Origin of the sequence: Sciscionella marina DSM 45152, assembly GCF_000379465.1 — a bacterium.
Classification (GTDB): Bacteria; Actinomycetota; Actinomycetes; order Mycobacteriales; family Pseudonocardiaceae; genus Sciscionella; species Sciscionella marina.
In genome coordinates, this window is sequence record NZ_KB905403.1 from 122,508 (window position 1) to 149,242 (window position 26,735).

The following is a 26,735-nucleotide window of genomic DNA, read 5'->3' on the forward strand; positions in this document are numbered from 1 at the left end:
GAAGGAGGGACACCACGATGACCGCACGGGACTGGATCGACAAGGATTTCTACGCCGAGCTCGGTGTTTCCTCCTCCGCCTCCGCGGACGAGATCAAGAAGTCGTACCGCAAGCTCGCCCGGGAGAACCATCCCGACGCCAATCCCGGCAACGCCTCGGCCGAGCAGAAGTTCAAGGCCGTCTCCGAGGCGTACGGGGTGCTCTCCGATCCGGAGAAGCGCAAGCAGTACGACGAGGCGCGTTCGATGTTCGGCTCCGGCGGCCGGTTCGCCGGTGGCGGCTTCGGCGGCCAGCAGGCGCCGGGCGGGTTCGACATCAGCGACCTGTTCGGCAACATGCAGACCGGGACCGGCGAGGCCGGCGGCGGACTCGGTGACATCCTCGGCGGGCTGTTCGGCCGGGGGCGCTCGGGTGCGAGCGCGGGTGCCGCCCGGCCACGGCGCGGCGAGGACGTGGAGACCGAGATCCGCATCGACTTCACCGAGTCGATCAAGGGCGCGACCGTGCCGCTGCGGCTCGCTTCCCCGGCCACCTGCGACACCTGTCACGGGAACGGGGCGAAGCCGGGCACGAACGCACACCAGTGCGCCACCTGCCACGGTTCCGGGCTGGTCTCCTCGAGTCAGGGCGCGTTCGCGTTCTCCGAACCCTGTCGTGACTGCCGGGGAACGGGGCGCATCATCGAGACCCCGTGCCCGGAATGCGGCGGCAGCGGGGTGTCCACGAAGACACGCACCCTGACCGTGCGGATTCCGCCCGGTGTCGAGGACCTGCAGCGGATCCGGCTCGCCGGGCAGGGCGAACCGGGCGCCAACAAGGGACCGAGCGGCGACCTGTTCGTCGTCGTGCACGTCTCGCCGCACAAGGTGTTCGGGCGCTCCGGCAACGATCTGACGATCACCGTCCCGGTCACCTATCCGGAGCTCGTGTTCGGCACCACGCTGACCGTGCCCACCCTGGACGGCAAGGTCAGCCTGAAGGTGCCCTCGGGCACCGCGTCCGGGCGCACCCTGCGCGCCAGGGGCAAGGGTGTGGCCCGCAGGGACGGTCGGACCGGTGACCTGCTCGTCACGCTGAAGGTGGCCGTCCCGGCTACCATCGATGCGAAGGCGCGCAAGGCTCTCGAGTCCTACGCCGAAGCCATCGCCGAGGACAACCCGCGCGCTGAACTGGACGCGATGCTGAACGGGGCTGACTGATGGACGCCGAGTTCGACCCGAGAATGGCACCCCCGGACGCCGACGCTCCGGTGTACGTCATCTCGGTCGCGGCGCAGCTCTCCGGTCTGCACGCGCAGACCCTGCGCTCCTACGACCGGCTGGGCCTGGTTTCGCCCGGCCGGTCGAGCGGGGGCGGGCGGCGGTACTCCGTGCGGGACATCGCCCTGCTGCGCGAGGTGCAGCGGCTCTCCCAGGAGCAGGGCGTCAATCTCGCGGGTATCAAGCGGATCATCGAGCTGGAGAACCAGGTCGATGCGCTGCGCGCCAAGATCACCGAGCTCACCGAGGAACTCGCCGCGACCCAGGCGGCAGCTTCCCAGGCGGCCGCGGCGATCCACCGTTCCTACCGCAACGAGATCGTGCCGGTGCGCGAGCAGAACACCTCGCTCGTGGTGTGGAATCCGCGCCGCCGTCCGCCGCGGCGCTGATCACCGGACCTGGTTGAGGAACGCCTTCGTGCGTTCCGTGCGCGGATTGTCCAGTACCTCGGCAGGCGGTCCCTGTTCGACGATCACCCCGCCGTCCATGAACACCACGCGGTCGGCGACCTCCCGCGCGAACCCGATCTCGTGCGTCACCACGACCATGGTCAGCCCGTCCTCGGCGAGTTTCTTCATGGTCTGCAACACTTCCCCGACCAGTTCCGGGTCGAGCGCGCTGGTCGGTTCGTCGAACAGCATCAGCTTCGGCCGCATGGCAAGCGCCCGGGCGATCGCGACCCGCTGCTGCTGACCACCGGAGAGCTGCTTCGGATAGGCGTCGGCTTTCTCCGCGAGCCCGACCCGGTCGAGCAGTTCCCTGGCGTGCCGCAGCGCATCGGCCTTGGCCGCACCGGCGACCCCGACCGGTGCCTCGATGATGTTGCCGAGCACGGTCAGATGCGGGAACAGGTTGAATTGCTGGAAAACCATGCCGATGTGGCGGCGCTGCGCGGTGATCCGCGAGGGGCGCAGATGATGCACCGTCCTGCCGTGCACCCGGTGGCCGATGAGCTCGCCCGCCACGTGGATCGAGCCGCCGTCGATGCTCTCCAGATGGTTGACACAGCGAAGAAATGTGGACTTGCCCGAACCCGAGGGGCCGAGGACGACGACCACCTCACCGGGGGCCACGTCGAGATCGATACCGCGCAGCACCTCGAGCGGGCCGAAGGATTTGCGCACCTGACTGGCGTGCACCATGGGCGTGGTCATGATCATTCGCTCCTCACCGGCTTGCGGCGGCGCAGCAGGGCGAACGCCAAGAATCCCTGTGGTGCCGCACGAGTGCTGCCCTTCGCGTAGTGCCGTTCGATGAACGACTGCCCGATGTAGAGCACCGAGGTGATGACCAGGTACCAGATACAGGCCACTAGCAGCAGCGGAATGGTCTGGAAGGTGCGGTTGTACACCGACTGCACGGTGTAGAGCAGATCCGCGAGCGCGATGACGCTCACCAGCGAGGTCGCCTTGGCCATGTTGATCACCTGGCTGCCGGTCGGCGGCACGATGAACCGCATCGCCTGGGGCAGCACGATCCGGCGCAGCGTGCGCCCGCGCCCCATGCCGAGCGCGGCGGCCGCTTCCTGTTGCCCGCCGTCGACCGTGATCAGCCCGCCGCGCACGATCTCGGCCATGTAGGCGATCTCGTTCAGCCCGAGCCCGAGGATCGCCGCGGTCATCGGGGTGATCACGGAGTTCGTCTCGAACTGCGCGAAGGCGGGACCGAACGGGATGCCGATCGAGAGCTGGGGCATCAGCGCGGACATGTTGTACCAGAACACCAGTTGCACCAGCAGCGGAGTGCCGCGGAAAAACCAGACATAGCCCGAGCACACCGCGCGCAGCAAGGGATTCTCGGAGAGCCTGCCGATCGCCACGAGCACGCCGCCGAGGATGCCGATGAACATCGCGATCACGGTGAGCTCGAGGGTCATCAGCAGGCCCTGCCCGATGATCTGCGCGTTCAGATAGCTCGCGACCACGCCCCATTCGAAGTTTTCGTTGGTCACCAGCATGTGCACGAGCTGGGCGAGCAGCACGAGCAGCACCACACTGGCCACCCAGCGCCAGGGATGGCGGACCTTGCGCGCGCCCGCGACGTCGATCTCGGTGCCCTCGATCGGTGGCGAATCGTGCAGCATCGTCATGATTTCCTCGCCAGATTGATCCCGGCCTTATCGAGGCCGTTGTGCGAAACCTTCCATGCGGAAAGGATTTTTCCGTAGGTACCGTTGCGGACGAGTTCGTTGATCGCCGCGGTCAGCACATCGCGCAGCGGGCCGTTCTTCGGTACCACCGCGCCCTGGTACAGGGTGTCGAAGCCGTTCGGTTTCCCGACTCCGGCCAGCTGCAGATCCTTGCCCGCCATGTTCACGAAATAGGTCAGCGGGGCCTGGGAGGAGAAGAACCCGTCCGCGCGATCGGCCTGCACGGCGAGCACCGCGCTCGGCTGGTCCTTGTAGGACTGGATGTCCGGGGCCGGTTTTCTCGCGCCTGCGCACCGCTTCACCTGTTCCCGCAACACATCCTCGGCCGAGCCACCGGACATCACGGCGATGCGCAGCCCGCAGGTGTCCTCGATCGAGCCGATGTGTTTCGGATTTCCCTTGCGCACCGCGAAAACCACGTATTCCTTGACCCAGTCCACGAAGTCGTTCTGCTTCTGCCGCTTGGGGAAGTCCCCGGTCGGGCCGAGCGTCAGGTCATAGCGGCCCGCCTTGATCCCGGTCAGCTGGCTCGGCAGGCCGTCCACGGTCACGTTCTCGATCCGGATCCCGAGCAGTTGCCCGAGCGAGGTCGCCAGATCGGCCGAGACCCCGCGCAGCGCCCGGCCGTCCGAACCGGCGATCGTATAGGGCGGGAAGGAACCGTTGTTCACCGCGATCAGCGAGCCACGCGCCTTGATCTTCGCGGGCAACCGGTCGTGCAACCGCTGATCGGTCTGCTGGCGCAGCACCGAGGCCGTGGTTCCGGTCGAGCCGTGCAGGAAACCCTCCACCTCGGGTGGATTGGCCCCGCAGGCGCTGACCGCGGCCAGCGCGGCGACCAGGACGAGAAGCAGACCCCGGTTCATGGCGCCGCGAGTTCCCGGACCGTCGGGTCGACCCGGAACCGCCGGTTCGCCAGCACCGGTAGGTTTTCCCGTGCCGTGGTAAGCAGTTCCGGATCCAGCTCGGCGAACAGCAGCCCCGGACGTGTTCCGAGCCTGGCCACCGCGGTGCCGAGCGGATCCACGACCAGGCTCGAACCGATGTTGCGCCGCCCGCATTCCCCAGCGCCGATCAGATAGCAGGTGTTGTCCAGCGCCCGCGCGGTCACCATGACCTCCCAATGCCATTCCTTGAGTGGGCCGCGCACCCACGCGGTCGGGCAGGCGATCGCCTGGGCGCCCGCGTCCACGAGCAGCCGGGCCAGCTCCGGGAACCGCACGTCGTAACAGGTCATCAGGCCGATCTTCCAGCCCGCGCAGTCGATGACCACCGGATCACCGGAACCCGGTGCCACCCGGTCGGATTCCCGTGCCCCGAACGCGTCGTAGAGATGCAGCTTGCGATAGGTGGCCAGCACCTCGCCGCCACGGATCGCGACCAGCGTGTTGTACACCTTGCCGTCGACGCCGGGCTCGTGCATGCCGAAAACCGTTGTCATGCCGGGGGTTTCCGCGGATCCCTCGCGCAGCGCGCTGACGTACGGCCCGTCCACCGGCTGCGCGGCGTCCCGGATCTTGCCCGGTTCATCGATGAACAGTGCCATCGAATCCTCGGGCAGCACAAGCAGATCGACCCCGGCCGCGCTCGCCTCGCGCAGATAACCCCGCGCCTGCCCGGCATTGGCCCGCCAGTCCTCCTCGACCGCGAACTGTCCGATCGCGACTCTCATGATGCTCCGTTCGTCAGCTGGTGGAAATCGGTGAACAAGGCCTCGGCGTCGACCGGTTCGGGCGCGATGCCCTGTCCGTTCAGTTCGGCGCAGAAGGCTTCTATCATCGCCTTGTTCTCGGCGAGCCCATAAGGCATCCAGTCCTCGCCGAACAGCAGCGCATCGTGGCGCAGCTGGTCGAGCAGCCACGGTGTGGTGTCGGCGAGCAGCCGCCGCCTGCTCCACCAGTGGTGCTTCGCCGCGTCGAAGGCCGCCGATACCGCGTCGAGCGCACCGGGAAACCCTTGCACCGCCTCGCGTTTGACGGTCAGCAGGTGGATACCGGGCACGAAACCGTTGCGCAGGAAGTATTCCTCCTCGGCACCCGGATAGCCCCGGTACAGGTGCCGGAACCGGGAGTCCGGGCCGAACATCTCCTCCGGCATGAACGGGGTGAAGATCGCGTCGAACCGGCCGTCGGCGAGCCCCGTGGTCAGCGAGTCGCCCTCGCCGAGCACATTCACGTTGTGCGGTAAGGAAAACGGGCCGATCCGGTCCTTTCCGGTCTCACCCGCGGTCAGCGGCCCGATCGTCCAGCGGATCGAGTCGAGCGGAACCCCGGCATCGCGCAACAGGGCGCGGGTCCAGGTGTTGCCGGAATCGACCCAGCCGGTCAGCCCGATGCGGGTGCCCGCGAGCTGCGCGGGCGAGGTGAGCCCGGAATCCGCGCGCACCAGCACGCAACGCTGCCGGAACCCGCGCATCACGAAGACCGGGAGCCCGATCAGCCGGTCGTCTCCGCCCGCGATGCCGAGTGCATAACGGCTGAACGAGGTCTCCCCGCCGTCGATATCGGGTTCATCGAGCACATTCGGGGTGACCGCACGCAAATCGAGATCGAGCTCGATGCCGTTTGCCCGCACCGCACCGGTGATCAGTGGCATCACGTGATCCCAGTCCCGGAGCGCGAGACGCAGACGGGTTGTCGCCAAGACCGGACTCCTCTGTCCAAGTGGGTGAATGGTCAGGGAGCTTATGTACGGGCTATTTTCCGCGCAATAGATCTTTTGTTACCGTACAAAACAATTCCGTCCGGAGAGGGAAATTCGAATGCCCACGGTGACCGCGGCATGGCTCGCCGCACACATCAGCAATGCCAGCGCGCGCGGAATCGCGGCCGCGGTCGCCGATCTGGTGCGCCAGGGCGATATCGAACCCGGCGCGAAACTGGCCCCGGTGCGGGCGCTGGCCACCGAGCTCGACGTCAGCCCGACCACGGTCGCCGAGGCCTGGGCGATCCTGCGCCGCCATCAGGTGCTGCGCACCCAGGGGCGCAACGGCACCGTGGTGACCGGTCCGCCCTCGGTGCCGCATCCGGTCCGCTACGAACGCATCGGGCACTTCGCCGGGCAGCTGCGCACCGATCTCTCCCTGGCCGCGCCCGATCCCGCGCTGCTGCCCGAGCTCGGCGCCGCGCTCGACAGCGCGCTCGGTGATTCCCGGTTCAACGCTTATCAGCGCGAACTGGTCACCCCCGCGCTCGACCGGGCCGCCCGCGCGCACTGGCCGTTCGAACCGCAGGCACTGATGGCGGTCGGCGGCGGCTATGAGGGAATCCTGCTCGCCTGCCAGACGCAGGTGATCGCGGGCGACCGGGTCGTGGTGGAGGAACCGACCGCGGCCCGGCTGCTGGATGTGCTCGATCTGCTCGGCGCCGAGGTACTGCCGGTCGGTTGCGATGCGGCGGGCCCGCGCCCGGACGAGCTCGCCGAGGCCATGCGCCGCAAACCGGCCGCCTTCCTCTATCAGCCGCGCTCGCTTTCGGTCTGCGGGCACGTGGTCACCGCCGCGCGGCGCGCCGAACTCGCCGAGATCCTCGAACCGGGCGGCACCGCGATCATCGAGGACGACGGCCTCGGTCCGCTCGCCGCCGCACCGCCGCACAGCCTCGGCGCGCTGCTGCCCGAGCGGACCGTGCTCATCAGGTCCTACTCCAAATCCCACGGGCCCGATCTGCGCATGGGCCTGGTCGGCGGTTCGAGCGAACTCATCGACAAGATGCGGGTGCTGCGCAGTTTCGGCACCGGCTGGACCAGCCGCATCCTGCAAGGCGCGCTCGCCGCGCTGCTCGAGGACCCCGCGGACGCGCGGCGCCTGAGCCACGCACGGGAGCGCTACACCGAACGCAGCGCCGCGCTACTGCGCGCGCTGGCCGAGCGGAACGTGCCCGCACAGGGCGCCGAAGGGTTCGTCGTCTGGGTACGGGTGCACGAGGAAACCGACGCGCTCGTCACCCTTGCCGCGCACGGGATCGCCGCCAGCCCCGGTTCGCGCTACTACAGTGGATCCCCGCAGCAGCCCGGTATCCGGATCGGGTGCGGGCGGCTCGATCCGGAAAGCGCGGAGTTCACCGAACTCGCCGACCTGCTCGCCCTCGCCGCGCGCGGGGGAACCTCCGGTTAGCGCAGGTGCGCGTAGTTGCCCGGATTGCGGTCCAGATAGGTGGCCAGATCCTGGGGTGGGCGGCCGGTCAGGTGCGCAACCGCCTCGCTGACCACGTGCATTTCCCCGGTCGCGATCGCCGCATAAGAACTCACCCAGCCGGCGAGCTCCCAATCGGCCGCACCGTAGGAAGCGCGCGAAGCATAGGCCTCCTCGCGGGTTTCGGCCACGTATTCGATGGTGCGCCCGGTGAACCGGCTCAGGATCGCCGCGGCCTCGGGGAAATCGATCGCGGCCGGGCCGGTCAGGTCGTAGGTGTGGCCATCGTGCACCTCCCCGTCGAGCAGCACCCGCGCCGCCGACTCGGCGATGTCCTCGTGCGCGATCGCGGCGACCTTCCCATCCCCGCCGGGGCCCCGGATCACCCCGTCCTCCCCGGTCATCCCCGCGAACATGGCCAGGTAGAAACTGTCCCGCAGAAAGGTGAAACGCAACCCGCTGGCGCGGATGTACTGCTCCGTGTGCCAGTGATCGCGTGCGAAGGTGAACGTGGCATCCGGTGCGGCGGCGAGAAAAGACAGGTACACCAACCGTTGCACGCCCGCCTCGGCGGCGGCGTCCACCGCCGCTTGGTGCTCGGCCACCCGGTCCGCGCTCTCGTGCGCCGAGACCAGGAACGCCGTGCGCGCCCCGTCGAAGGCGGCCCGCATCGTCGCCTTGTCCGCGAAGCTCGCCGGTTCCGTCCGTACCGCGCCCGCCAGCTCCGGCAACCGATCCGGCGACCTGCCGATCAGCCGCTGCCGCGCGCCCGCCGCCGAGAGCCGCGCGGCGAGCAACCGCCCCACCGTTCCGCTCGCCCCGGTCACCGCGATGATCTGCTCCGAAGTGCTCATGCGCCCCACAGTAACCGCGAGCAGGACAGCGCGCCGTCGGGTGCACAGCCTGCGCGGCACCGCTTGAGGGGTTATGGTCATCTGCCGTGGGACGGAAATATGAGCAGCAGCTGGCGCTCCCGATCGCGGCCGAGCAGCTCGGTCAGCTCGCCTATCAGGTACTCGGCGGACTGCCCAGGGTTCGGAGCAGCTGGGGCGAACCGGGTGCGGTGCACGCCAGGACGGGGACCGGCATGGCGAGCTGGGGAGAGAACGTCAGCGTCCACATCCGGCCGGTGAGCGGGGGATCGCAGCTGTTGATCACCAGCCAGTGCATGCTGCGCACGCAGTTCATCGATTACGGCCGCAATCGCCGGAATGTCGAGCTGATCGTCAACGAGCTGCTGGCCCGCTGTTCATGAGCCCGCTGTTCATGAGCCCGGTGGCATGAGGATCGACTTGGATTCGCAGAACGCGGCGAGTCCTTCCGGTCCGCCCTCCCTGCCGATTCCGGACTGTTTGTAGCCGCCGAACGGTGCGCAGGAATCGAAGGCGTACCAGTTGATGCCGTAGGTGCCGGTGCGCACGGCGCGGGCGATGTCCACCCCGTGCTCGACATCGTTCGTCCACACGGATCCGGCGAGGCCATAATCGGAATCATTGGCGATGGCGACCGCCTCGGTTTCGGTTTCGTAGTCGAGCACGGTGAGCACCGGGCCGAAGATCTCCTCCCTGGCGATCCGCATGGCGTTGTCCGCCTCGTCGAACACGGCGGGCTCGAGGTACCACCCGGGGCGTTCGGGCCGGTTTCCACCGGTGACCAGCCGGGCTCCTTCGGCGCGACCGGCGGCGAGGTAGGACTCGACGCGTTCGCGCTGTCGTTCGGAGATCAGCGGGCCGAGCTGGGTGCCCGGATCCTCCGGGTCCCCGATCGCCATGGCGTTCGCGGCCGCGGCGAGCGCCTCCACGAGCTCCGCGCGGCGGGATCGGGGCGCGAGGATCCGGCTCTGCGCGACGCAGGCCTGCCCGGAATTCATCAGCCCGGAGAACGCGATCATCGGGGCGATCGACGGGATGTCGGCGTCCTCGAGCACGATCGCGGCCGATTTCCCGCCGAGTTCGAGGCTGACCCTGGCCATCCGGTCCGCGCAGCCGCGCGCGATTTCCTTGCCGACGGCGGTGGATCCGGTGAAGCTGACCTTGTCCACCCCGGGATGCGCGGCGAGGTAAGCACTGGCTTCGGTGGCGGCGGGCAGTACGGAAAGCACGCCTTCGGGGAGCCCCGCTTCGGCACACAGTGCGCCGAGGGCGAGCGCGTCGAGCGGGGTTTCCGGGGCGGGTTTCAGGATCACCGGGCATCCGGCGAGCAGTGCCGGGGCGAGTTTGTTGATCGCGAGGAACAGCGGCACGTTCCATGCGGTGATCGCCGCGACCACGCCGACCGGTTCGCGGCGCACCAGGGTGCGGCCGAACCGGCCGGTCCGTTCGCTTTCCCAGTCGAATTCTCCGGCCGCGCCGCTGTAGTACTCGAGCACCGAATCCGATGGCAGGTGCTGCATCGTGCTGATCACGCCGTGCGGTGCACCGGTTTCCGCGGAGATCAGCGCGGTGAATTCGGCGGCCCGTTCGGTGAGCAGCCTGCGCAGTTCGGCGAGTACGGCGGCACGGTCCTCGGGCGCGGTTTTCGGCCAGGGTCCGGATTCCAGTGCTTCGCGGGCGACCGCGACCGCCCGGTCCACATCGGCTTTGTTCGCCGCGGGGCACGAACCGGACGGTTCCAGGGTGGCCGGTGAGGTGATGTGCAGACGTTCGCCGTTCGCCGGGGTTTCCCAGCGGCCACCGATGATCAGTTTCTCGTATTCAGTCATTGCGCTGCCATATCGTCGAATCCGTTGAATCCATAGCGAACGTTTCGGCCGATGATGCCGAGTTCGAACATCCCGGTCCCGGTTTCCTCGATTCCCGGCCCGCGCAGCTGGAACCGGGCGAGAATGTCGGCAGGGCACAGTGCCCTGGTCACCACATCGATTTCGCGGACGCTGCGCCGCAAACCCTGCACCGCGAGCTCGCCCTGCCACATCCCGTGCCGCCAGTCGGGTTCCAGGCCGTAGCCGGTGCCGACGCCGATGTAGTTGGCGAGCAAGGGGGTGCAGACCACGGTGAGTTCGGGACCCGATGGGCGGTGGAAGACCAGTTTCGCCTCGGTGATGTCCCGGCTGCCCGGGGCGAACGTCAGCTGGTGTTCGGGGCGGCCGAGCCAGACCGGTTCGCTGCCGTCGGCGGGAATGCGCGTCGCGTCCTCGACGGTGCGCCGTCCCTCGCTGTCCTCCTGGATGATGGTCACGATCGCGAACTCGGCGAACCGCATCACCGTGTAGATCCAGAAGAATCCACCGTGCGGGGTGTCCGCGCGCCGACCCGGTGGCTCAGCCTCGCCGACCGGGCGGACTCCCCAGGAACGGTCCCGGTTTCCGGACCACTGCCCGGGTTCGATGCGGTATTCGGTGCCCTGCACCTGGAGTTCCCCGCTCCAGTTCCCGGTCTGTGCGAACCGCTGGGTGTCGATGACCACGCGCTCGAGTTGCCGCTGGAACTGCCGGGATTCCAGGTGTGCCGGGAGATCGGCCTCGAAGGTGAGGTCGAACGCGAGGTCGTGTTCGCCGGGTTCGAGCACGACTCGCAGGGTGCGCAGGCCTTCGCGGACCTCGATGCGGAACGGCCCGACCGAGGTGTCCATGCGATCGGCGCCGAGCGCTTTCGAGGCCCGGACCACGATGTGCTCATCCGCGTGCCGCACCACCGCGAAGGCGTCGGTGACTCCGAGATTGGGGTACTGCCCGTGGCCGAGGATCAGAAAAGGGTCTTCGGCACCGCGATGGCAGTTGAAGTAGTAACGGTCATAGAAATTGCGATCGGATGTACCGACATGTCTTGCCACTTCGGCGATCTGGTGCAGTGGATAATCGTCGAGCGGGGAGAGCATCACACCAGCCTTTCTAGTTGTCGAGCCAATAACTTCCCTCGAGCATCTTTTCCAGCGCGGGCCGGTTCATCAGCAGGTCATCGGGATCCCGCGGAGCCTCGGCCTGGCCGAAGTGGATGGCCCGGTGCTGGATCCGCAACATGATGAGCGCGTTCCGCAGCGCCGCATAGCACAGGTAGAACTCGAGATCCCGCGGTTCGTGTCCGGTCATGTCCCGGTACCGCGCGCAAACCCGGTCGATGGTGAACAGTCCGGGAAGACCGGCCAGTCCGGCGGCCCTGGCGAGGTCCTCGAACCAGCGGTGGAAGAAGATCAGCCAGCCCAGGTCCAGTTCCGGTGGCGCGAGTGCGGTCATTTCCCAGTCGAGTACCGCCACCGGCCGGAAATCGTGGTACATGACGTTCCCGATCCGGGCGTCACCCCAGCACAGCACCGGATCACTCGGCTGTTCGGGCCAGAGCCGGGTGAGCCGGTCGAACAGGCGGCCGATGATCGGCGCGTCCGGTCCGCGTTCGGCGATCCAGCGATGATAGGCACGCTGCGCATCGATGTGCGCGGCGAGCAGCGATTTCCCCGGCACGCCACGGGTTTCTCCGCCCGGACCGGGTCCGCTGAGGCTCGATTCATTCAGGAAGGCGAACCGGCCGAGCGGATCGTGGATGCCGTGCAGTGCGGCGAGGATGTCCACGGTGTTCGTGGCCAGGCTCGCCTGTTGTTCCGCGCTCGCCTCGGTCACCCAGGACTCGAAGTTGTACGGCATCACATCGGGTGGCACCTCGCCGTACGCGCGGCGCATCACGAAGAACGGCGCGCCGAGCACTCCCGGGTCCTCCTCGAGCCACAGCACCTCGGGAACGGGAACATCGGAATGGGCACGCACCAGCCGCATCGTGTGGAACTGCTCGCCCATCGCGTAGCGGGGAAACACCGGCACCGCATCCACGACCGGGGCAACCCGCGCGACCAGTTCGGCGGGTTCCCGATCCGCTCCCCAGCGCGCCGTGAACAGTACAGTTTCGCTCGACATGCCAGCCGAGGCCGGAACGCCGACATCTTCGATGACCGGGTGTGCGTCCGGCGGAAGCTTCGCCGCGAGCCAGGTGGTCAGTGAACCGGTGAGTTCGCCGACGTCCGGCCGGGAAGAGGAAGGTCGGGCGAGCTCCGCATGTTCGGACATCAGGACACCACCACCCGGTCACCGAAGTTTATGAAACAGGTTCGCATCGTGGCCAATGAACCTGCCTGCTGATGTGACTTGTTTTGTAGAACAAGTTCTACCATCAAGGTGCCTGGCGTGGAACCCCTGAACGGTGGTCAGGCCGGTGGGCCGGCCGCGAGCTGGGCGGTGAGCAGTCGGCAGGCGGACTGGACGTGTTCCTCGGCGAAGCGGTTCAGATCCTTGGTGTTCCTGGCGCGCAGTAGGCCGATGAGCTCGCGGTGTTCGCCCGCGATGATGCCCCGGTAGTGCTCGTAGCCGAGCCGTGCGCGGGTGAGCTGGAAGAGCTGGACCTGCGCGCGGATGCCGTGCCACGCGGTGCTGAGCCTGCTGTTGCCCGCGATGCGGTAGAGGGTGTCGTGGAATTCGATGTCCAGGGCGGACAGGATGGCGGCGTCCGCTTCCTCGGCGACGGCGGTGGCCATCCGGTCCACGACGTAGTCGAGCTCGTCGAGCTCTTTCGGGCTCGCCTGGGTGGCGACGGTGAGCGCGGCGAGCCGTTCTAGCGCGCCGCGGACCGCGTAGACTTCCTCGACATCGGTCACGGTCACCTCGATGACCGTGGTGCCCCGATGCCAGCCGCTGTGCACCAGGCCCTCACGGATGAGCAGCCCCAGTCCCTCGCGCACGGCTCCCCTGCTCACCTCGAGCGCCGCTGCCAGTTCGACCTCGCGGAGCGCGGAACCGGGTTCGAATCGCCCTTCGAGGATGGCGCTGCGCACCTGCTCGGCCACCTCATCGGCGAGACCGCGTCGGCGCGCCTTGGGTATCTGGCTCATGTCCTGATGTTGACATTCGAACATGCGGACATGCAAGCTGACCGGGCACCCGATCGCGAAGGAGTCCGCAATGACCCGCCCTGGTTTCCACCTCGCCATCCCGGTCGACGATCTGGATCGGGCCCGCGAGTTCTACGGTTCGGTGCTCGGGCTCGAGCAGGGGCGGTCCGCGGACGCCTGGGTGGACTGGAACTTCTACGAACACCAGCTGGTGACCCATCGGGTGACCGGCACCGGTACCGCCACCGCGGGACACAACCCGGTCGACGGGCACGAGGTACCCGTCCCGCATTTCGGGCTGCTGCTCAGCATTCCGGACTTCCACACGCTCGCCGACCGGTTGCGCGGCGCGGGCACCGAGTTCGTGATCGAGCCGTACCTGCGCTTCGCGGGTGAACCGGGCGAACAGTGGACGATGTTCCTGCGCGATCCGGCGGGCAATGCGCTGGAGTTCAAGGCCTTCAAGGACGAGTCCCAGGTCTTCGCGGTATGAGCGGCACGAACGGCACGAGCGATGCGAACGGCACGAACCGCGGGGTGCTCGTCACCGGCGCCTCACGGGGTATCGGCCGGGCCGTGGCCGAGGCGTTCGCCCGCAACGGTGACCGGGTCGCCGTGCACTACGGCAGCAGGCGGACGGACGCGGAGCAGACCAGGGCCGCGCTCGCAGGCAGCGGGCACACCCTCGTCGGCGGGGAGCTCGGCGACCCGGAATCGGCCGAGCGGATCGCGCGCGAGGCGGACAGCGCCCTCGGCGGCATCGACGTGCTGGTGAACAACGCGGGCATCATGCGCGCGCATCCGGTCGCGGACAGTACCTATTCGCAGTGGCGCACGGCGTGGGAATCGACGCTCGGGGTGAACCTGTGCGCGGCGGCGAACCTCAGCTATCTGGTCGCGCGCGGACTCATCGAGCGGGGCGCGCCCGGCTGGATCGTGAACATCGGCTCGCGGGGCGCGTTTCGCGGCGAACCGGACAGTCCCGCATACGGCGCGAGCAAGGCCGCGCTGCACGCGCTCGGCCAATCGCTTGCGGTTTCCCTTGCACCGCACCGGATCTCGGTCACCTCGGTGGCGCCGGGGTTCGTAGCCACCGAAATGCTCGCCGACCGCTACGGCGGCGCGGACAGCGCGGGCAGCGAACGGATCAAGGCACAGAGTCCGTTCGGCAGGATCGCCGAGCCCGCGGAGATCGCCGCCGCGGTCACCTACCTCGCCTCCCCGGACGCGCTGTGGTCCTCCGGCGCGGTGCTCGACGTGAACGGCGCCTCGTATCTGCGTACCTGACGTGCGTGCACCGACCCCACCGGCACTGTGCGTGGGCAGCGGCGACTACCCTCGAGAGCCAATCCTCGTCGAGCCTGTGAGATGGAGCCTGCCGTGGCCAAACGAACCGCCGCGCCGACCACGACCACTGACGGCCCAGCCAAGCGCCAGCCCTGCCCGTGTGGTTCGGGCAAGCGCTATAAGGCGTGCCACGGCGCCCAGGGTGGCGCGCCGGTCGATGTGCACGTGCCGCGCCCGTTCGAAGGGCTCACCGGTGAGCCGGAACTGGTGGCACTGCGCGAATTCGTGCCCTCGGCGACCCTGGAACTGCCCGAGATCGACGGGCGCAGGGTGGTGCTCGGCACCGTGCTACCCGCCGCGGCCGCCGCGTTCGTGCGCAATGACGATGTCGCGCTCGTCGGCATGCAGACCCAGACCCGTTCCGGGGACCTCTCGCGCGATCTGGCCAAGGCGATCGACTGGGTGAGCAAGGCCAAGCCGGGTGACTCGCTGGCCACGGTCGGGCAGGCGACCGAGGCGGACACCACGCGGCTGCAGGACCTCATCCCGGCCGATTTCCCGGTGCACCCGCAGGTGCACGAGGACTTCGCCTGGTGGCTGCCCGAGGACACGGACCCACAGGGTGAGCTCGCCGCCTCCATCGAGCGCGCGAACGAGGCGATCATGCCGACCGAACGGCTCGGCGAACTCACCGGCGCGTACTGGGTCGCCGCGGGCGAGAAGGCGCACCTGCGCTGGGTGCGCAGCGAGGGCGAGGACGAACTGCTCGCGGCGATGGCCCGGCTGCACGCGCGCGGAGAACTCACCCTTGGCGAGGATTCCCGGTTCGCGGGATCGTTTCGCGCGCACGGACTGCTGGTGCCCGTCTGGGACCTGGATCCCGAGCCGCACTCCCGGGAATGGGAGCAGCCGGCCACGGAACTGGCCGCCCGGCTGACCGAGGCACTGGCGGACATCGGGTCGAACCCGCTCACCCCGGCCGAGCGGCGGGCGTTGCAGGGCTTGCGCGGCAGGCAGATCACCTTACGGTGAACCAATGATCGTGCATATCTGCGGCGCCGAGGAATGGGCGGAGGCCAAGCGTGCCGGGGCGGTGCGCGCGGCCTCGCTCGACGAGGTCGGGTTCACGCACTGTTCCGATCCGGGAACCGTGCATCTGCCGGCCAATCTGCTCTACCGGGGCCGCACCGACCTGGTGTTGCTGGAGATCGATCCGGCCGCGCTCGGCGCACCGGTCCGCTGGGAGCCCGCCGATCCACCGGTCCCGGGCGGGCCGTGGTTTCCGCATGTCTACGGGTCGATCGAGGCCGCGGCCGTGGTGGCGGTGCACGAGTTCCTACCCGGCTCCGATGGGGAGTTCAGCCCGCCGCCGACCTTGGCCCACCGGTAAAGGGCAACCTCGTGCGGCCGGAGTGCGTGTCTGTGTCATACGGTGGTCGACCGGCCACTGAGGCAGGAGTCGGACGGTGGTCGCAGCAATCCCCGTCGTGCGCGTCGCGGGCGCGAGGCTGGGGTGGTGCACGGTGAGCGACCGGCTCGCGCTCGGTGAGCACACCGAGGACTTCGGCGAGTTCGTCCGGGTCAACCTGCCCGGATTGCTGCGTTATGGGCACGCCCTCGCGGGAAACCCGCACGATGCGGCCGATCTGGTGCAGACCGTGCTCGAGAAGGTCGGCTCGCGGTGGACGCACGTGATGCACAAGACCGGGGACCCGCTGGCCTATGTACGCCGTTCCATGGCGAACGCGCACATCAGCCACTGGCGGCGTACCCGCAAAGAGAATCTGGTCGCCGAGATCCCGGACCAGCCCCGGGTGGAACCGGTCGATTCCTTCGACAACGAACCGTTGTGGCAGGCATTACGCGCACTGCCGCCGAGGCAACGTGCGGTCATCGTTCTGCGTTATTACGAGGAATTGTCCGAAGCGGAGATCGCGGAATCACTCGGCGTGAGCCGGGGAACCGTGAAGAGCCAGGCGAGCAAGGCGATGGACACCCTGCGCACCCGGCTCGACCAGGCGGCGGGAGGTGACCGGTAGTGGAGATCGATGACGAGCTGCGCAGGCTGTTCACCGACGAGCGGCTCACCCTTCCGGTCGGCGAGGGTGCTGAGCAGGCGATCGTCGCCGGTGCCGCGCGCAGGCGGAAACGGCGCGGGGTCGCCGGGGCGGCCGCGGGCGGGGCCGCGCTGGTCGGTGTGGTGTTCGCGGGGATCGCGCTCGCCGGATCCAGCGCACCGCACAAGGCCCCGCCCGCCGCGCCGATGAGCATCACGCCCACCAGCAGCTCGAGTTCTCCGGCGCCGAGCTCGACCCACCGGCCCGCCGCGCCACACCGGCTGCCCAAGACCACCCGTCCCGAGCTCACCAAGACAGCGCAGCCGCCGCCGCGCACCACGCAGCCCTCCACTCCGCCGACCTCGCCGGAAGAGACGACGTGGACCGCCAATCCGATTCCCACGCCGTTACCCCTCGACACGCTTCCGGAAGGCGGCTAGACGACCGGCAAACCGGATGGCCTGACCGTGGCAGTGGAAGTGTCTTGCCGGTGGACGTGCTCCTGGGCCACGGGGTTCACCGAACTCGGTGTCGGGCGAGTACGGGCGCAGACCATGGCGGTCGACACCGCATGACGCCGGGGCGAGCGGCCGGAGCAGGGATCATCACGAGACGCATTCCGGACGTGCATCGGCGGCGGGCCCCTTGCGGGGCCCGCCGCCGATCGGTGTTCGCGAGCAGTCGTTCGGGACTCGCTCGTCGGGACCAGCTTATTCGGCGCTGGCTTCTTCAGGACCTAGACGGACCCACCCGCGGCGCGGGGAGCCGAGGGGTCGGAGCCCTCGTCACCGACGGCCTCGCGGGCGAGGAAGTTCTCCACGTCGAACAGGTTTCCGTTCGCGCGCTTGATCACGTTCAGCAGGGTGTCCATCGAGGCGACTTCCTCGACCTGCTCGGCGAGGAACCACTGCAGGAACTGCTCGCCCTGATAGTCGTCCTCCGCGCGGGCCGCGCGGACGAGGGCGTTGATTTCCGTGGTGACTTCTTTTTCCTGTTCGAGCGCGAGCGCGACGAGTTCGTCCGCGGTGGAGAATTCGTTGCGCACCTCGTCGATGCCCTGGATCGTCGGCTTGTCGCCCTTGTCGAGCAAGTACTGGACGATCATCATCGCGTGGTTGCGCTCTTCGAGAGCCTGCCGGTAGAAGTGCTTCGCCAGCTGCGGGAGGTCCTTGTCGTCGAACCACACCGCGACGGCGATGTACTGCTGTGAGGCGGTCATCTCATTGCGCACCTGCGCGTCGAGCAGCTGGTGGAACTTCGAAACATGCGTCACTGATTGGGCCGGTGCTGTCATAGTTAGAACGGTACGCCAGGGCATTGAATTTGTCGTGCCGAAATCGACCATTTATCACTCGATTGTGTCACGAAAGGAAAGGCTTGAATTAATTTGTTTTGGCTACCCTTATTTTGTCAAGGCTTACCGAATTAAGGATAGCCTAACTTTATTGGCCCGCCCTTGGTTAGCTTATCCTGACCGTATCTCCGAACCGGTTATTCGCGCAATACGATGGGTCCCGTGCAGACACGGTTGATGGAACAGAACCCGCTTCCCGAGGCGATCAGCGGACGGCTTCGCGATCAGCTCGCCTTCATCATCGAGATCGACAAACTCAAAACGGTCCTGCGGCAGTCCCCGCTCGCGGCCGCCGCTCGGCGGGAGAACGACGCCGAGCATTCCTGGCATCTCGGCCTGATGGTGGTGCTGCTCGCCGAATACGCGAACGAGCCGATCGATATCGGGCACACCGTGCAGCTGGTGATCGTGCACGACCTCATCGAGATCTACGCCGGGGACACGCCGCTGCACATGGCCGACGATGGACAGCAGGAGCGGGAGCGCGCCGCGGCGGACGAGCTGTTCGCGATCCTGCCCGCGGACCAGGGGGCCGCGATCCGCGCGCTGTGGGACGAGTTCGAGGCGCGGGAGACCGCGGAGGCGCGGTTCGCCAAGGCGATGGACCGCTTCCAGCCGATCCTGCTCAACTGGATGGCCAAGGGCGGCACCTGGGAGGCGCACGGGGCGAGCGTGGACAAGGTGCTGGGGCGCACCGCCGCCATCGAGGACGGCGCTGCCGTTCTCGGGCAGGCACGGGAACAGATCTGTGCCGAGAGCGTGCGCCGGGGCTGGCTCGCCCCCGAGCCGGCGGATCCGTGATCCAGGAGGGCTCCGGAGCGGGCAGGGTGCGGGTTCCGCGACGGATCGGCCGTGCCGCATTACCCTGCACCGTATGACCTCCGGCGAAGCACAGTCCGATCCGGCCGGTGCGCGGCTCGATTTCTGGTCGTTCGTGGAGCTGGCGAATCGGCGGCTCGGTGCCGAGTTCGGGCCCGAGCACCGGCAGCTCGCCACCGAGGTGCTGTTGACCCTGAACCGGGCGTCCAACATCGTCACCTACGACCTCGAGTCCGCCGTACACCGTCCGCGGGGCCGGTCCTGGTCGGCCTTCCGGCTGTTGTTCGTGACCTGGCTCGCCGGTCCGCTCGAGGCCAAGCACGCCGCCGAGCTGACCGGGATGAGCAGGGCGGCCGTCTCGAACCTGGCCAAGCCGCTGGTCACCGAGAGGCTGCTGGACCGCGCCCAGGGTGAGCACGACGGGCGCTCGGTGCTGTTCTCGATCACCGAGGCCGGGCGCGCCGAAATGGTCGAGGTGTTCCGTGCGCAGAACGCCCGCGAGGTGGAGTGGTGCGATGTGCTCACCGAAGCGGAGCAGCGCATCCTGGTGATGTTGCTGAACAAGCTGATCACCAACCGCGACCAGTTCGACGTGCGCGGCCGCAACTGAGGGCCGGGTCTACTGTGGAGGCATGCGCAACGAATCCTCGAGTGCCGCCGAGTTGATCGTCCGCTGCCTCGAACGGGAGGGGGTCGAGGTCGTCTTCGGTATTCCCGGTGAGGAGAACATCCGGTTGACGAACGCGCTCGATCGCTCGGCCATCCGTTATGTGCTCACCAGGCACGAGCAGGCGGCCTCGTTCATGGCGGAGATCTATGGCAGGGTCACCGGGCGCGCGGGTGTGGTATCGGCCACTCTCGGGCCGGGTGCGATCAATCTGCAGCTCGGGGTCGCCGACGCGATGACGAACAGCACCCCGCTCGTGGCGATCTCCGCGCAGGTCGGCAAGGACCGCAACTACAAGGAATCGCACCAGTTCGTGGATCTGGTCAGCATGTTCGCGCCGATCACCAAGTGGTCGGGAAGCGTACCGGGCGCGGACGCGATCCCGGAGGTGTTCCGGCGTGCGTTCAAGACCGCCGAGACCGAACGGCCGGGTGCGGTCTATGTTGCGGTTCCTGAGGATGTGGACGCCGAACCGGCCGGTGAGGACCTGAAACCCTTGCCGCGCAATGTGGTGCACGCCGAGGCGCCCGCGCCGAACCAGATCGAGCGGGCCGTGGCGGTGCTGCGCGCGGCCAAGAACCCGATCGTGCTCGCCGGGCATGGCGCCGCGCGTAACGGGGCGAGCGCCGAATTGACGAAGTTCGCCGAAACCCTCGGTCTTCCGGTCGCGACGACCTTTCACGGCAAAGGGGTCATCGCCGACGACCACCCGAACGCGATCGGCACCATCGGGTTCATGCGCCGGGATTATGCGAATTTCGGTTTCGAGTCCGCGGATGTGATCATCGCGGTCGGGTACGAACTGCAGGAGTTCGATCCCAAGCGCATCAACCCGGACGGGGACAAGTCCATCATTCATGTGCACCGGTTCCCCGCCGAGGTGGACGCGCACTATTCCGTCGACGTGGGGATCATCGGGGACATCGGCGCCTCACTCGATGCCCTGGGATCCGCGCTCGCCGATGGGGCGCACCCGCCCGCGCCGAGCACCGCGGCGACCATGCTGCGTGAGGAGCTGGCGCGCGGCGAGCAGGACGACCGGTTTCCCCTTGCGCCGCAACGGGTTGTGGCGGACACGAGGGCCGCGCTCGGGCGTGCGGATGTCGTGCTCGTCGACACCGGGGCGCTGAAGATGTGGATGGCGCGGCTCTATCCGACCTACGCGCCGAACACCTGCCTGATCTCCAATGGGCTTTCCACCATGGGGTTCGCGCTGCCCGGTGCACTGGCCGTCCACCTGGCCCAGCCGGGAACCAAGGTCCTCGCCGCGGTCGGTGACGGGGCGTTTCTCATGCACTCCCAGGAGATCGAGACCGCGGTCCGGGAGAACATTCCGCTCACGGTGCTCGTCTGGGAGGACAACGGGTATGGGCTCATCGAGTGGAAGATGGATATGGAAACCGGCGAGCACAGCAATGTCGCGTTCACCAATCCGGATATCGTCACCTATGCGGCGAGTTTCGGCGCCACCGGTCATCGTATCGGTAGCGCCGGGGAACTCCTGCCGACCCTGCGGTCCACGCTCGACGAGCCGGGGGTCTCGATCATCGTCTGCCCGGTGGACTACCGGGAGAACCTGCGGCTCACCGAGCGGCTCGGGCACCTCGACGCGACCTTGTGAGCTTGCGCTGGTCACGTTCCAGCCAGAGTTCCGCGGAGATGAGCGAGAACAGTATGGTCAACACCATCGTGGCGGCGGGGATCGCTTGGCCGAGCGCGAACTCGTCGCCGTGGAAGGTAGTGTTCAGCTGCGGGGCGAGCACCATCCCGACCACCACGCCGATGACCCGGTTGACGATGATCGACATCGTCATCACGAAGCTGCGGATCATCCACCGCCGGTGCTGCACGAAGTTCCGGCGCCGGGCGCAGAGGAACCCGGCCGTCGTCGTGCCGAGCCACAGCACCGCCTGGGTCACATCGCCGATCGCGGTGATCGGGCCGAACGGACTCATCGCGCCGACGATCAGTGCGAGCACCCCGGCCGGGAGCGCCGCGGCCACATAGGTGCGGCCCGACCAGCGGTGCACCTTCGGGTAGGCGACGCGCAGCCGCGGCCACACCTGCAGACAGCAGGTCACCATCGCGACCGCGCCGAACAGCACATGCCCGACCAGGAACGGGTAGTGCAGCGGGAAAGTCGAGGGCACGCGGGACTGCGCCGGGTCGAACGTCAGATAGGGCGTCACGAACAGCAGCACGAACGCCGTGACGGCCAGCCCCAGCGGGCCCACCCAGGGCCTGCGCCACCAGCGCTGCCGCCCGGCCGGACTCGGTCGGGCAGGGGTCGTACGCTCCGCGGTAACAGTCATGTTTTCGACCGTATTTTTCCGGTGCCCGGTCAACCATGCGGTGCGCTGGTGAAAGCCCGGTATGGTTAGCCCCACCCTCGGGTCAGCCCGGTTCGGTGGGCTGTTCGCGGCGGGCCGGTTGTATGCGCGGTTATCCACAGCTCGCGCGGTTGTCCACAGATTTTCGTGAACGGTCCAGCGAGGCCCTGGTACCGATATACTGGATGCGGGGTCGCCCCCCGGTGAGGGTGGGGGCTGCGTGGGGCTGGAAGCTTCGTGGGGCTGGGGCTTCGGATAGTGGGGTAGAGCTCATCCACGGCCGGTAGAGGTAACCGCCGAAAACCGGTACCTTCATTGTGGTGCGCACGTTGCTGATCGACAATTATGATTCCTTCACCTACAATCTATTTCACTATCTCGCCTCGGTCAGCGAGCAGGAGCCGGTCGTCGTCAAGAATGATGAGCCGGGATGGCGTGCCGCGCTGCTCGCCGAATTCGACAATGTGGTGCTCTCCCCCGGCCCCGGAACGCCGGTACGCGAGGTGGACTTCGGTATCTGCGCGCCGGTCGTTCGGCAGTTCACCGGACCACTGCTGGGCATCTGCCTCGGGCACCAGGGCATCGCGGCCCTGCACGGTGGCAGCGTCGTCCCCGCCGCCGAACCACGGCACGGCCGCTGCTCGACCGTGTTCCACAACGGAAGCGAGCTGTTCGCGGGCATCCCTTCGGCGTTCACGGTCGTCCGCTATCACTCGCTGGTCGTGGACCGGCTCCCCGCGGAACTCGAAGCCACCGCGTGGACGGCGGACGGGACACTGATGGCGCTACGGCACCGTGAACGCCCGCAATGGGGAGTGCAATTCCACCCGGAATCGCTGTGCACCGAATACGGTGAGCGGTTGCTCGAAAATTTCCTGCGACAGGCGGAATCGCGAAAAACCGGAACCCGGACCGTGATCGACATGCGGTCGGAAAAACCGGAACGCGAATTCGAACTGCTCGTGGAAACAATGCACAACGCCTGCGCCGAGGAATACGCGTTCGAGCGGTTGTTCGCCGACAGTGCGCACGCATTCTGGTTGGACAGCAGCAAAACCGATACCGAACTCGGCCGGTTCTCGATCATGGGCGACGCGAGCGGGCCACTCGCACGCGTCGCGAGCGCGGACGTCGCCAGCGCGACGGTGACCGTCCACTCCGCACACGGAACGGAGGTGGCCTCCGGGTATCTCCTGGACTGGCTGGACCGCGACCTGCGCGGGATCCGGGTGCGCCGCCCGGAACTTCCCTTCGAGTTCGCGCTCGGCTGGATCGGCTATCTCGGCTATGAACTGAAGGCACAGTGCGGCGGCCGGGCCCGGCACCGCGCGCCGGACCCGGACGCGCACCTGGTGTTCGCCGACCGGGCGGTGGTGTTCGACAAGGAGACCGGGACGACGTACCTGCTCGCGCTCGCCGAGCCCGCAAACCCCGGCGGCACACGGCAATGGCTCGCCGAGACCCGGGCGAAACTGGCGAACACCGAGACCGGAAGGGCCACCCGGACCGTGCGCGTCGGAGAACTGCGCCTGCGCCACGACCGCGCCGGATACCTCGAGAAGATCGCCGAATGCCAGCGGCTGATCGGACAGGGCGAAACCTACGAGGTCTGCCTGACCAACATGATCGAAGCGGACGGTGACATCGACCCGCTCGCCGCCTACCGGGAACTGCGCGCCGCCAATCCCGCCCCGTTCGCGGCGCTGCTCGCCTTCGACGGGCTCACGGTACTGAGCACCTCCCCGGAACGGTTCCTCAAAGTAGGTGCGGACGGCGCGCTCGAAGCCAGGCCGATCAAGGGAACCCGCCCGCGCGGGAGGTCACCGGAAGAGGACGCGGAGCTGCGTGCGGACCTCGCGGACAACGAGAAAGACCGTGCGGAAAACCTGATGATCGTCGACCTGGTGCGCAATGATCTCGGCCGGTGTGCGGAAATCGGTTCGGTGGACGCGAGCGAGAGCTTCCGGGTGGAAAGCTATGCGACGGTGCACCAGCTGGTGAGCACTGTCCGGGCCAGGCTGCGCCCCGGTTGTTCGGCGGTCGACTGCGTGCGCGCGGCGTTTCCCGGCGGCTCGATGACCGGGGCGCCCAAGGTGCGCACCATGCGGATCATCGACGAACTCGAAGAGGGGTCGCGCGGGGTCTATTCCGGGGCGATCGGCTATTTCTCGCTTTCCGGGGCGGCGGATTTCAGCATCGCGATCCGCACCCTGGTGCATGCGAGGGGGCGGATCCGTTACGGGGTCGGCGGGGCGATCGTCGCGCTGTCCGAACCGGAAGCTGAGTTCGAGGAGACCGCGGTCAAGGCCGCACCGCTGCTCGGGCTGCTCGGTGCGGCCTTTCCCGGACGGGCGGATCAGCTCGCCAGGTGATCGGCGAGGCCGGTGATCCCCGCCGCGTAGATGGCACGGGTGAACGTCTTGTCCAGCTCCGGCTCGTCCGCGGCCTCGGCGTCGTAATGGCACCACCACTCGACGAAGGCCTCGTCCGTCGCGGTGACCGGCGCGACCCGCACGGTGGACCGGTAACGGCGCACCGCGAACGGGCTGTCCAGAATGTCGTAGGTCATCCGGCGATCGGTGTCGTCGAGACTGACCAACCGCTCGCGCACGGTTCCGCCGTCCGGGAGGGTGAGCAGGCGGACCGCACCGACGGTCGCCGCGCTCGCCCCCGTTTCGAGTTCGCTGCGCGCGATTCCGGGGTGCCAGGCGGGCATTCCGTTGAAGTCCCGCACGATTTCCCACACGGTGTCCGCGTTCGCCGGGACGATTCCACTCGCATACGGCCGGGGCATCAGTTGTCCTTCCCTCGCGCGCTCTTCTTGAACGCCCGTGTCTGTTCGGTGAGCGCTCGTTCGACAGGCAGCCGTTCCATGCTGCTCGCTCCGTAGAAGCCGTGGCAATACTCCGTCCGCGCCAACACGTATTCGGCGTCTTCGGGCTCGGCGATCGGCCCGCCGTGGCAGAGCACCAGCACGTCCTCGCGTATCGAACGGGCCGCCGCGGCCCACTCGTCGATCAGGGCGACGCAGTCGTCGAGAGTCTTCGCGGTCTCGGCGCCGATCGAACCACCGGTGGTCAGACCCATGTGGCAGACCAGGATGTCGGCCCCGGCCTCGGTCATCGCGCGGGCGTCCTCGACGGAGAACACGTACGGCGTGGTGAGCAGATCCTGCCGGTTGGCCTCGGCGATCATCGCGACCTCGTGCGCGTACCCCATGCCGGTCTCCTCCAGGTTCGCCCGGAACGTGCCGTCGATGAGGCCGACCGTGGGGAAATTCTGCACCCCGGAGAATCCGAGCCCGCCGAGTTCGGTGAGAAAATTCGCGATGTTCAGGAACGGATCGGTGCCGTTGACGCCCGCGAGCACCGGGGCGTGCCGCACGACGGGGAGCACCTCGGCGGCCATCTCGACGACGATCTCGTTGGCGTTCCCGTACGCGAGCAGGCCGGCGAGCGAGCCGCGCCCGGCCATGCGGTACCGGCCGGAGTTGTAGATGACGATCAGGTCGATCCCGCCCGCCTCCTCGCATTTCGCGGAAAGCCCGGTCCCCGCACCACCGCCGAGGATCGGTTCCCCGGCCGCGGCCATGGCGCGGAATTTCGCGAGCAGTTCGGCGCGGTCGGTGCGCGGCATGATCAGATCACCTCATCGAATAGTGCGAGCAGTTCCGTGGCGAATTCGGGGTCGTTGATGTGGTGCCGGGAGCGGATCACCCGGCGATCGGTGTTCTGCCGCACGGCGCGTTCGAGGGTGCCGAACAGTGCCGCATCGGCCTCGGGGTGGTGGAAGGGCTGGCCGGGCGCGTCCAGCGCGGAGACCCCGCCCGTCGGGAGCAGGAACCGGACCGGGCCGGAGCAGGCGTTGAGCTTGCCCGCGATGAACTCGGCGATCCGGGTGCACTCCTCGACATCGGTGCGCATCAGGGTGATCTGTGGATTGTGTGGATACAGTGTGCGCTCTGTATACATTGTGGGCACGGTATCCATAGCGCCGAAGTTGACCATGTCGAGTGCGCCGCAGGAGCCGACATAGGGCACCCCGGTCCTGGCGATCGCGTCCATCCGGGTCTCGCCCGCGCTGAGCACGCCACCCGCGATGTGGTCGCACACCTCGGTGGTGCTGATGTCCAGCACCCCGCCGATGAGCCGGTCGTCGACGAGTTTCTCCATGGCCATGCCGCCGGTCCCCGTCGCGTGGAACACCAGCGGATCGAAGCGTTCGGCCAGCGCCGTGCTCACCGCCTGCACGCAGGGAGTGGTCACGCCGAACATGGTCAGCCCGATCGCGGTGCGGTCATCGTGCACCGGGACCGGATGCAGGCAGGCCCCGGCGAGGGCGTGTGCCGCGTTGCCGAGTACTTGGCGGGAGATCCGGTTCAGCCCGGCCACATCGGTGACCGAATGCAGCATCGCGATATCGCTTCCCGCCACATAGGCGGAGACATCCCCGGAAGCGACCGTGGAGACCATGATCTTGGGCACGCCAACCGCGAGCGCGCGCATGGCGGGGGTGATCAGGGCGGTGCCACCCGATCCGCCGAGCCCGAGCACCCCACCGACCGGTTGGGCAGGCAGCCAGGCGGCGAGCGCCACCGCCATCTCGGCGACCGCGCTGCCCCGATCCCCGGTGAACACGGCATCCGGGCCGCCGGGGTGCGCCGCGGCTACCGTGCCGGGCTCGATGTGTGCACTGGATTCCGTGGATGCTTTGTATACAGTGGATGCAGCGGTGGTGGAGATGTCCACGGTGCACACCGGTACCCCGGCCGCGCGGACCAGCTCCGCGACGTAGTCGAGCTCGGTTCCCTTCGTGTCGAACGTCCCGATGATGTACGCCGTCGTCATATCGCCTCCCTGGGAACGTTTCG

At 67.9% G+C, this 26,735-nt stretch carries 29 protein-coding genes; 14 read left to right on the plus strand and 15 right to left on the minus strand.

Translation table 11 applies throughout. From position 1 onward, the window contains the following. The first annotated feature begins 17 nt into the window (after positions 1-17). Together dnaJ and A37U_RS0125230 are read left to right on the plus strand one after the other, a co-directional pair. Entirely contained in the window at positions 18-1,199 is a 1,182-nt protein-coding gene (gene dnaJ / locus A37U_RS0125225; RefSeq protein ID WP_020499452.1) for a molecular chaperone DnaJ, read from the plus strand. Continuing rightward, complete coding sequence (locus A37U_RS0125230; RefSeq protein WP_020499453.1) at positions 1,199-1,648, plus strand: heat shock protein transcriptional repressor HspR; 450 nt, start codon at positions 1,199-1,201, stop codon at positions 1,646-1,648. Before dnaJ ends, A37U_RS0125230 begins: the two co-directional genes overlap by 1 nt. Here A37U_RS0125230 and A37U_RS0125235 read toward each other — a convergent pair whose 3' ends face one another. The 5 genes from A37U_RS0125235 to A37U_RS0125255 are packed head-to-tail and all read right to left on the minus strand — an operon-like array spanning position 1,649 to position 6,051. Next, positions 1,649-2,419: an amino acid ABC transporter ATP-binding protein gene (locus tag A37U_RS0125235; RefSeq protein ID WP_020499454.1), complete on the minus strand. Its 771-nt coding sequence runs from the start codon at positions 2,417-2,419 to the stop codon at positions 1,649-1,651. Continuing rightward, positions 2,416-3,348, minus strand: a complete 933-nt coding sequence (locus A37U_RS0125240; protein ID WP_020499455.1) for an amino acid ABC transporter permease — start codon at positions 3,346-3,348, stop codon at positions 2,416-2,418. Before A37U_RS0125240 ends, A37U_RS0125235 begins: the two co-directional genes overlap by 4 nt. Continuing rightward, the gene (locus tag A37U_RS45250) at positions 3,345-4,274 is read right to left on the minus strand and encodes an ABC transporter substrate-binding protein (protein ID WP_020499456.1); all 930 of its coding nucleotides are present in this window, start codon (positions 4,272-4,274) and stop codon (positions 3,345-3,347) included. The genes A37U_RS0125240 and A37U_RS45250 overlap by 4 nt, the downstream gene beginning before the upstream one ends. Further along, positions 4,271-5,080, minus strand: coding sequence for a nitrilase-related carbon-nitrogen hydrolase (locus A37U_RS0125250; protein WP_020499457.1), 810 nt, complete (start codon positions 5,078-5,080; stop codon positions 4,271-4,273). Before A37U_RS0125250 ends, A37U_RS45250 begins: the two co-directional genes overlap by 4 nt. Beyond that, the gene (locus tag A37U_RS0125255; RefSeq protein ID WP_020499458.1) at positions 5,077-6,051 is read right to left on the minus strand and encodes a periplasmic binding family protein; all 975 of its coding nucleotides are present in this window, start codon (positions 6,049-6,051) and stop codon (positions 5,077-5,079) included. The genes A37U_RS0125250 and A37U_RS0125255 overlap by 4 nt, the downstream gene beginning before the upstream one ends. 118 nt (positions 6,052-6,169) lie before the next feature. Here A37U_RS0125255 and A37U_RS0125260 point away from each other — a divergent pair, with 118 nt between their 5' ends. Continuing rightward, positions 6,170-7,522 (plus strand): aminotransferase-like domain-containing protein, encoded by a 1,353-nt coding sequence (locus tag A37U_RS0125260; protein ID WP_020499459.1) that lies wholly within the window; start codon positions 6,170-6,172, stop codon positions 7,520-7,522. Here A37U_RS0125260 and A37U_RS0125265 read toward each other — a convergent pair. Beyond that, entirely contained in the window at positions 7,519-8,394 is an 876-nt protein-coding gene (locus A37U_RS0125265) for an SDR family oxidoreductase (RefSeq protein ID WP_020499460.1), read from the minus strand. The genes A37U_RS0125260 and A37U_RS0125265 overlap by 4 nt on opposite strands. A gap of 86 nt (positions 8,395-8,480) precedes the next feature. Between A37U_RS0125265 and A37U_RS0125270 the strand changes: the two genes are divergently transcribed. Continuing rightward, the gene (locus A37U_RS0125270; protein ID WP_020499461.1) at positions 8,481-8,795 is read left to right on the plus strand and encodes a hypothetical protein; all 315 of its coding nucleotides are present in this window, start codon (positions 8,481-8,483) and stop codon (positions 8,793-8,795) included. Positions 8,796-8,804: 9 nt separating this feature from the next. Here the strand turns inward: A37U_RS0125270 and A37U_RS0125275 are convergent, their stop codons facing one another. The 4 genes from A37U_RS0125275 to A37U_RS0125290 form a co-directional block, all read right to left on the minus strand. Then, positions 8,805-10,241 carry an aldehyde dehydrogenase gene (locus A37U_RS0125275; RefSeq protein ID WP_020499462.1) on the minus strand — a complete coding sequence of 479 codons (1,437 nt, stop codon included), beginning with the start codon at positions 10,239-10,241 and terminating at the stop codon, positions 8,805-8,807. Further along, the gene (locus A37U_RS0125280) at positions 10,238-11,356 is read right to left on the minus strand and encodes an Rv3169 family protein (protein WP_020499463.1); all 1,119 of its coding nucleotides are present in this window, start codon (positions 11,354-11,356) and stop codon (positions 10,238-10,240) included. Before A37U_RS0125280 ends, A37U_RS0125275 begins: the two co-directional genes overlap by 4 nt. Positions 11,357-11,369: 13 nt before the next feature. Continuing rightward, positions 11,370-12,533: a phosphotransferase family protein gene (locus A37U_RS0125285; RefSeq protein WP_020499464.1), complete on the minus strand. Its 1,164-nt coding sequence runs from the start codon at positions 12,531-12,533 to the stop codon at positions 11,370-11,372. A 137-nt stretch (positions 12,534-12,670) separates the two neighbouring features. Continuing rightward, the gene (locus tag A37U_RS0125290; RefSeq protein WP_020499465.1) at positions 12,671-13,351 is read right to left on the minus strand and encodes a GntR family transcriptional regulator; all 681 of its coding nucleotides are present in this window, start codon (positions 13,349-13,351) and stop codon (positions 12,671-12,673) included. A gap of 70 nt (positions 13,352-13,421) precedes the next feature. Between A37U_RS0125290 and A37U_RS0125295 the strand changes: the two genes are divergently transcribed. The 6 genes from A37U_RS0125295 to A37U_RS48550 all read left to right on the plus strand — a co-directional run bounded on the left by A37U_RS0125295 (position 13,422) and on the right by A37U_RS48550 (position 17,135). Next, positions 13,422-13,844, plus strand: a complete 423-nt coding sequence (locus A37U_RS0125295) for a VOC family protein (RefSeq protein WP_020499466.1) — start codon at positions 13,422-13,424, stop codon at positions 13,842-13,844. Continuing rightward, on the plus strand, positions 13,841-14,638 hold the full coding sequence (locus tag A37U_RS0125300) for an SDR family NAD(P)-dependent oxidoreductase (protein ID WP_020499467.1): 798 nt from the start codon (positions 13,841-13,843) through the stop codon (positions 14,636-14,638). Before A37U_RS0125295 ends, A37U_RS0125300 begins: the two co-directional genes overlap by 4 nt. A 93-nt stretch (positions 14,639-14,731) precedes the next feature. Then, positions 14,732-15,670: a DUF5926 family protein gene (locus tag A37U_RS0125305; protein ID WP_020499468.1), complete on the plus strand. Its 939-nt coding sequence runs from the start codon at positions 14,732-14,734 to the stop codon at positions 15,668-15,670. Positions 15,671-15,674: 4 nt separating this feature from the next. Further along, positions 15,675-16,028 carry a DUF952 domain-containing protein gene (locus A37U_RS0125310; RefSeq protein ID WP_020499469.1) on the plus strand — a complete coding sequence of 118 codons (354 nt, stop codon included), beginning with the start codon at positions 15,675-15,677 and terminating at the stop codon, positions 16,026-16,028. A gap of 133 nt (positions 16,029-16,161) precedes the next feature. Then, positions 16,162-16,677, plus strand: a complete 516-nt coding sequence (locus A37U_RS0125315) for a SigE family RNA polymerase sigma factor (protein ID WP_026197586.1) — start codon at positions 16,162-16,164, stop codon at positions 16,675-16,677. After that, entirely contained in the window at positions 16,677-17,135 is a 459-nt protein-coding gene (locus A37U_RS48550) for a hypothetical protein (protein WP_020499471.1), read from the plus strand. The genes A37U_RS0125315 and A37U_RS48550 overlap by 1 nt, the downstream gene beginning before the upstream one ends. A 296-nt stretch (positions 17,136-17,431) precedes the next feature. Here A37U_RS48550 and A37U_RS0125325 read toward each other — a convergent pair whose 3' ends face one another. Continuing rightward, a complete protein-coding gene (locus tag A37U_RS0125325) occupies positions 17,432-17,989 on the minus strand; it encodes a ferritin (RefSeq protein ID WP_026197587.1) in 558 nt (185 codons plus the stop codon). A 213-nt stretch (positions 17,990-18,202) separates the two neighbouring features. On the opposite strand from A37U_RS0125325, the gene A37U_RS0125330 reads away from it, so the two are divergent. The 3 genes from A37U_RS0125330 (at position 18,203) to A37U_RS0125340 (ending at position 21,156) form a co-directional block, all read left to right on the plus strand. Beyond that, positions 18,203-18,850, plus strand: a complete 648-nt coding sequence (locus A37U_RS0125330) for an HD domain-containing protein (RefSeq protein WP_026197588.1) — start codon at positions 18,203-18,205, stop codon at positions 18,848-18,850. A gap of 73 nt (positions 18,851-18,923) precedes the next feature. Beyond that, complete coding sequence (locus A37U_RS0125335; protein WP_020499474.1) at positions 18,924-19,478, plus strand: MarR family winged helix-turn-helix transcriptional regulator; 555 nt, start codon at positions 18,924-18,926, stop codon at positions 19,476-19,478. 22 nt (positions 19,479-19,500) lie between these two features. Continuing rightward, the gene (locus A37U_RS0125340) at positions 19,501-21,156 is read left to right on the plus strand and encodes an acetolactate synthase large subunit (RefSeq protein WP_020499475.1); all 1,656 of its coding nucleotides are present in this window, start codon (positions 19,501-19,503) and stop codon (positions 21,154-21,156) included. On the opposite strand, the gene A37U_RS0125345 is transcribed toward A37U_RS0125340, so the two are convergent. After that, on the minus strand, positions 21,119-21,847 hold the full coding sequence (locus tag A37U_RS0125345; protein ID WP_040588750.1) for a DUF2306 domain-containing protein: 729 nt from the start codon (positions 21,845-21,847) through the stop codon (positions 21,119-21,121). The two genes, A37U_RS0125340 and A37U_RS0125345, sit on opposite strands and share 38 nt — an antisense overlap. Before the next feature lie 338 nt (positions 21,848-22,185). On the opposite strand from A37U_RS0125345, the gene pabB reads away from it, so the two are divergent. Further along, on the plus strand, positions 22,186-24,237 hold the full coding sequence (gene pabB, locus A37U_RS0125350; RefSeq protein WP_026197590.1) for an aminodeoxychorismate synthase component I: 2,052 nt from the start codon (positions 22,186-22,188) through the stop codon (positions 24,235-24,237). Here the strand turns inward: pabB and A37U_RS0125355 are convergent. From A37U_RS0125355 to A37U_RS0125365, 3 genes are read right to left on the minus strand one after another with little or no spacing between them, the layout of a single operon-like run. After that, positions 24,222-24,659 (minus strand): SRPBCC family protein, encoded by a 438-nt coding sequence (locus A37U_RS0125355; RefSeq protein WP_020499478.1) that lies wholly within the window; start codon positions 24,657-24,659, stop codon positions 24,222-24,224. The genes pabB and A37U_RS0125355 overlap by 16 nt on opposite strands. Then, complete coding sequence (locus tag A37U_RS0125360) at positions 24,659-25,501, minus strand: phosphoenolpyruvate hydrolase family protein (protein WP_020499479.1); 843 nt, start codon at positions 25,499-25,501, stop codon at positions 24,659-24,661. Before A37U_RS0125360 ends, A37U_RS0125355 begins: the two co-directional genes overlap by 1 nt. A 2-nt stretch (positions 25,502-25,503) precedes the next feature. Then, positions 25,504-26,712 carry a Tm-1-like ATP-binding domain-containing protein gene (locus tag A37U_RS0125365; RefSeq protein ID WP_020499480.1) on the minus strand — a complete coding sequence of 403 codons (1,209 nt, stop codon included), beginning with the start codon at positions 26,710-26,712 and terminating at the stop codon, positions 25,504-25,506. Positions 26,713-26,735 lie beyond the last annotated feature (23 nt).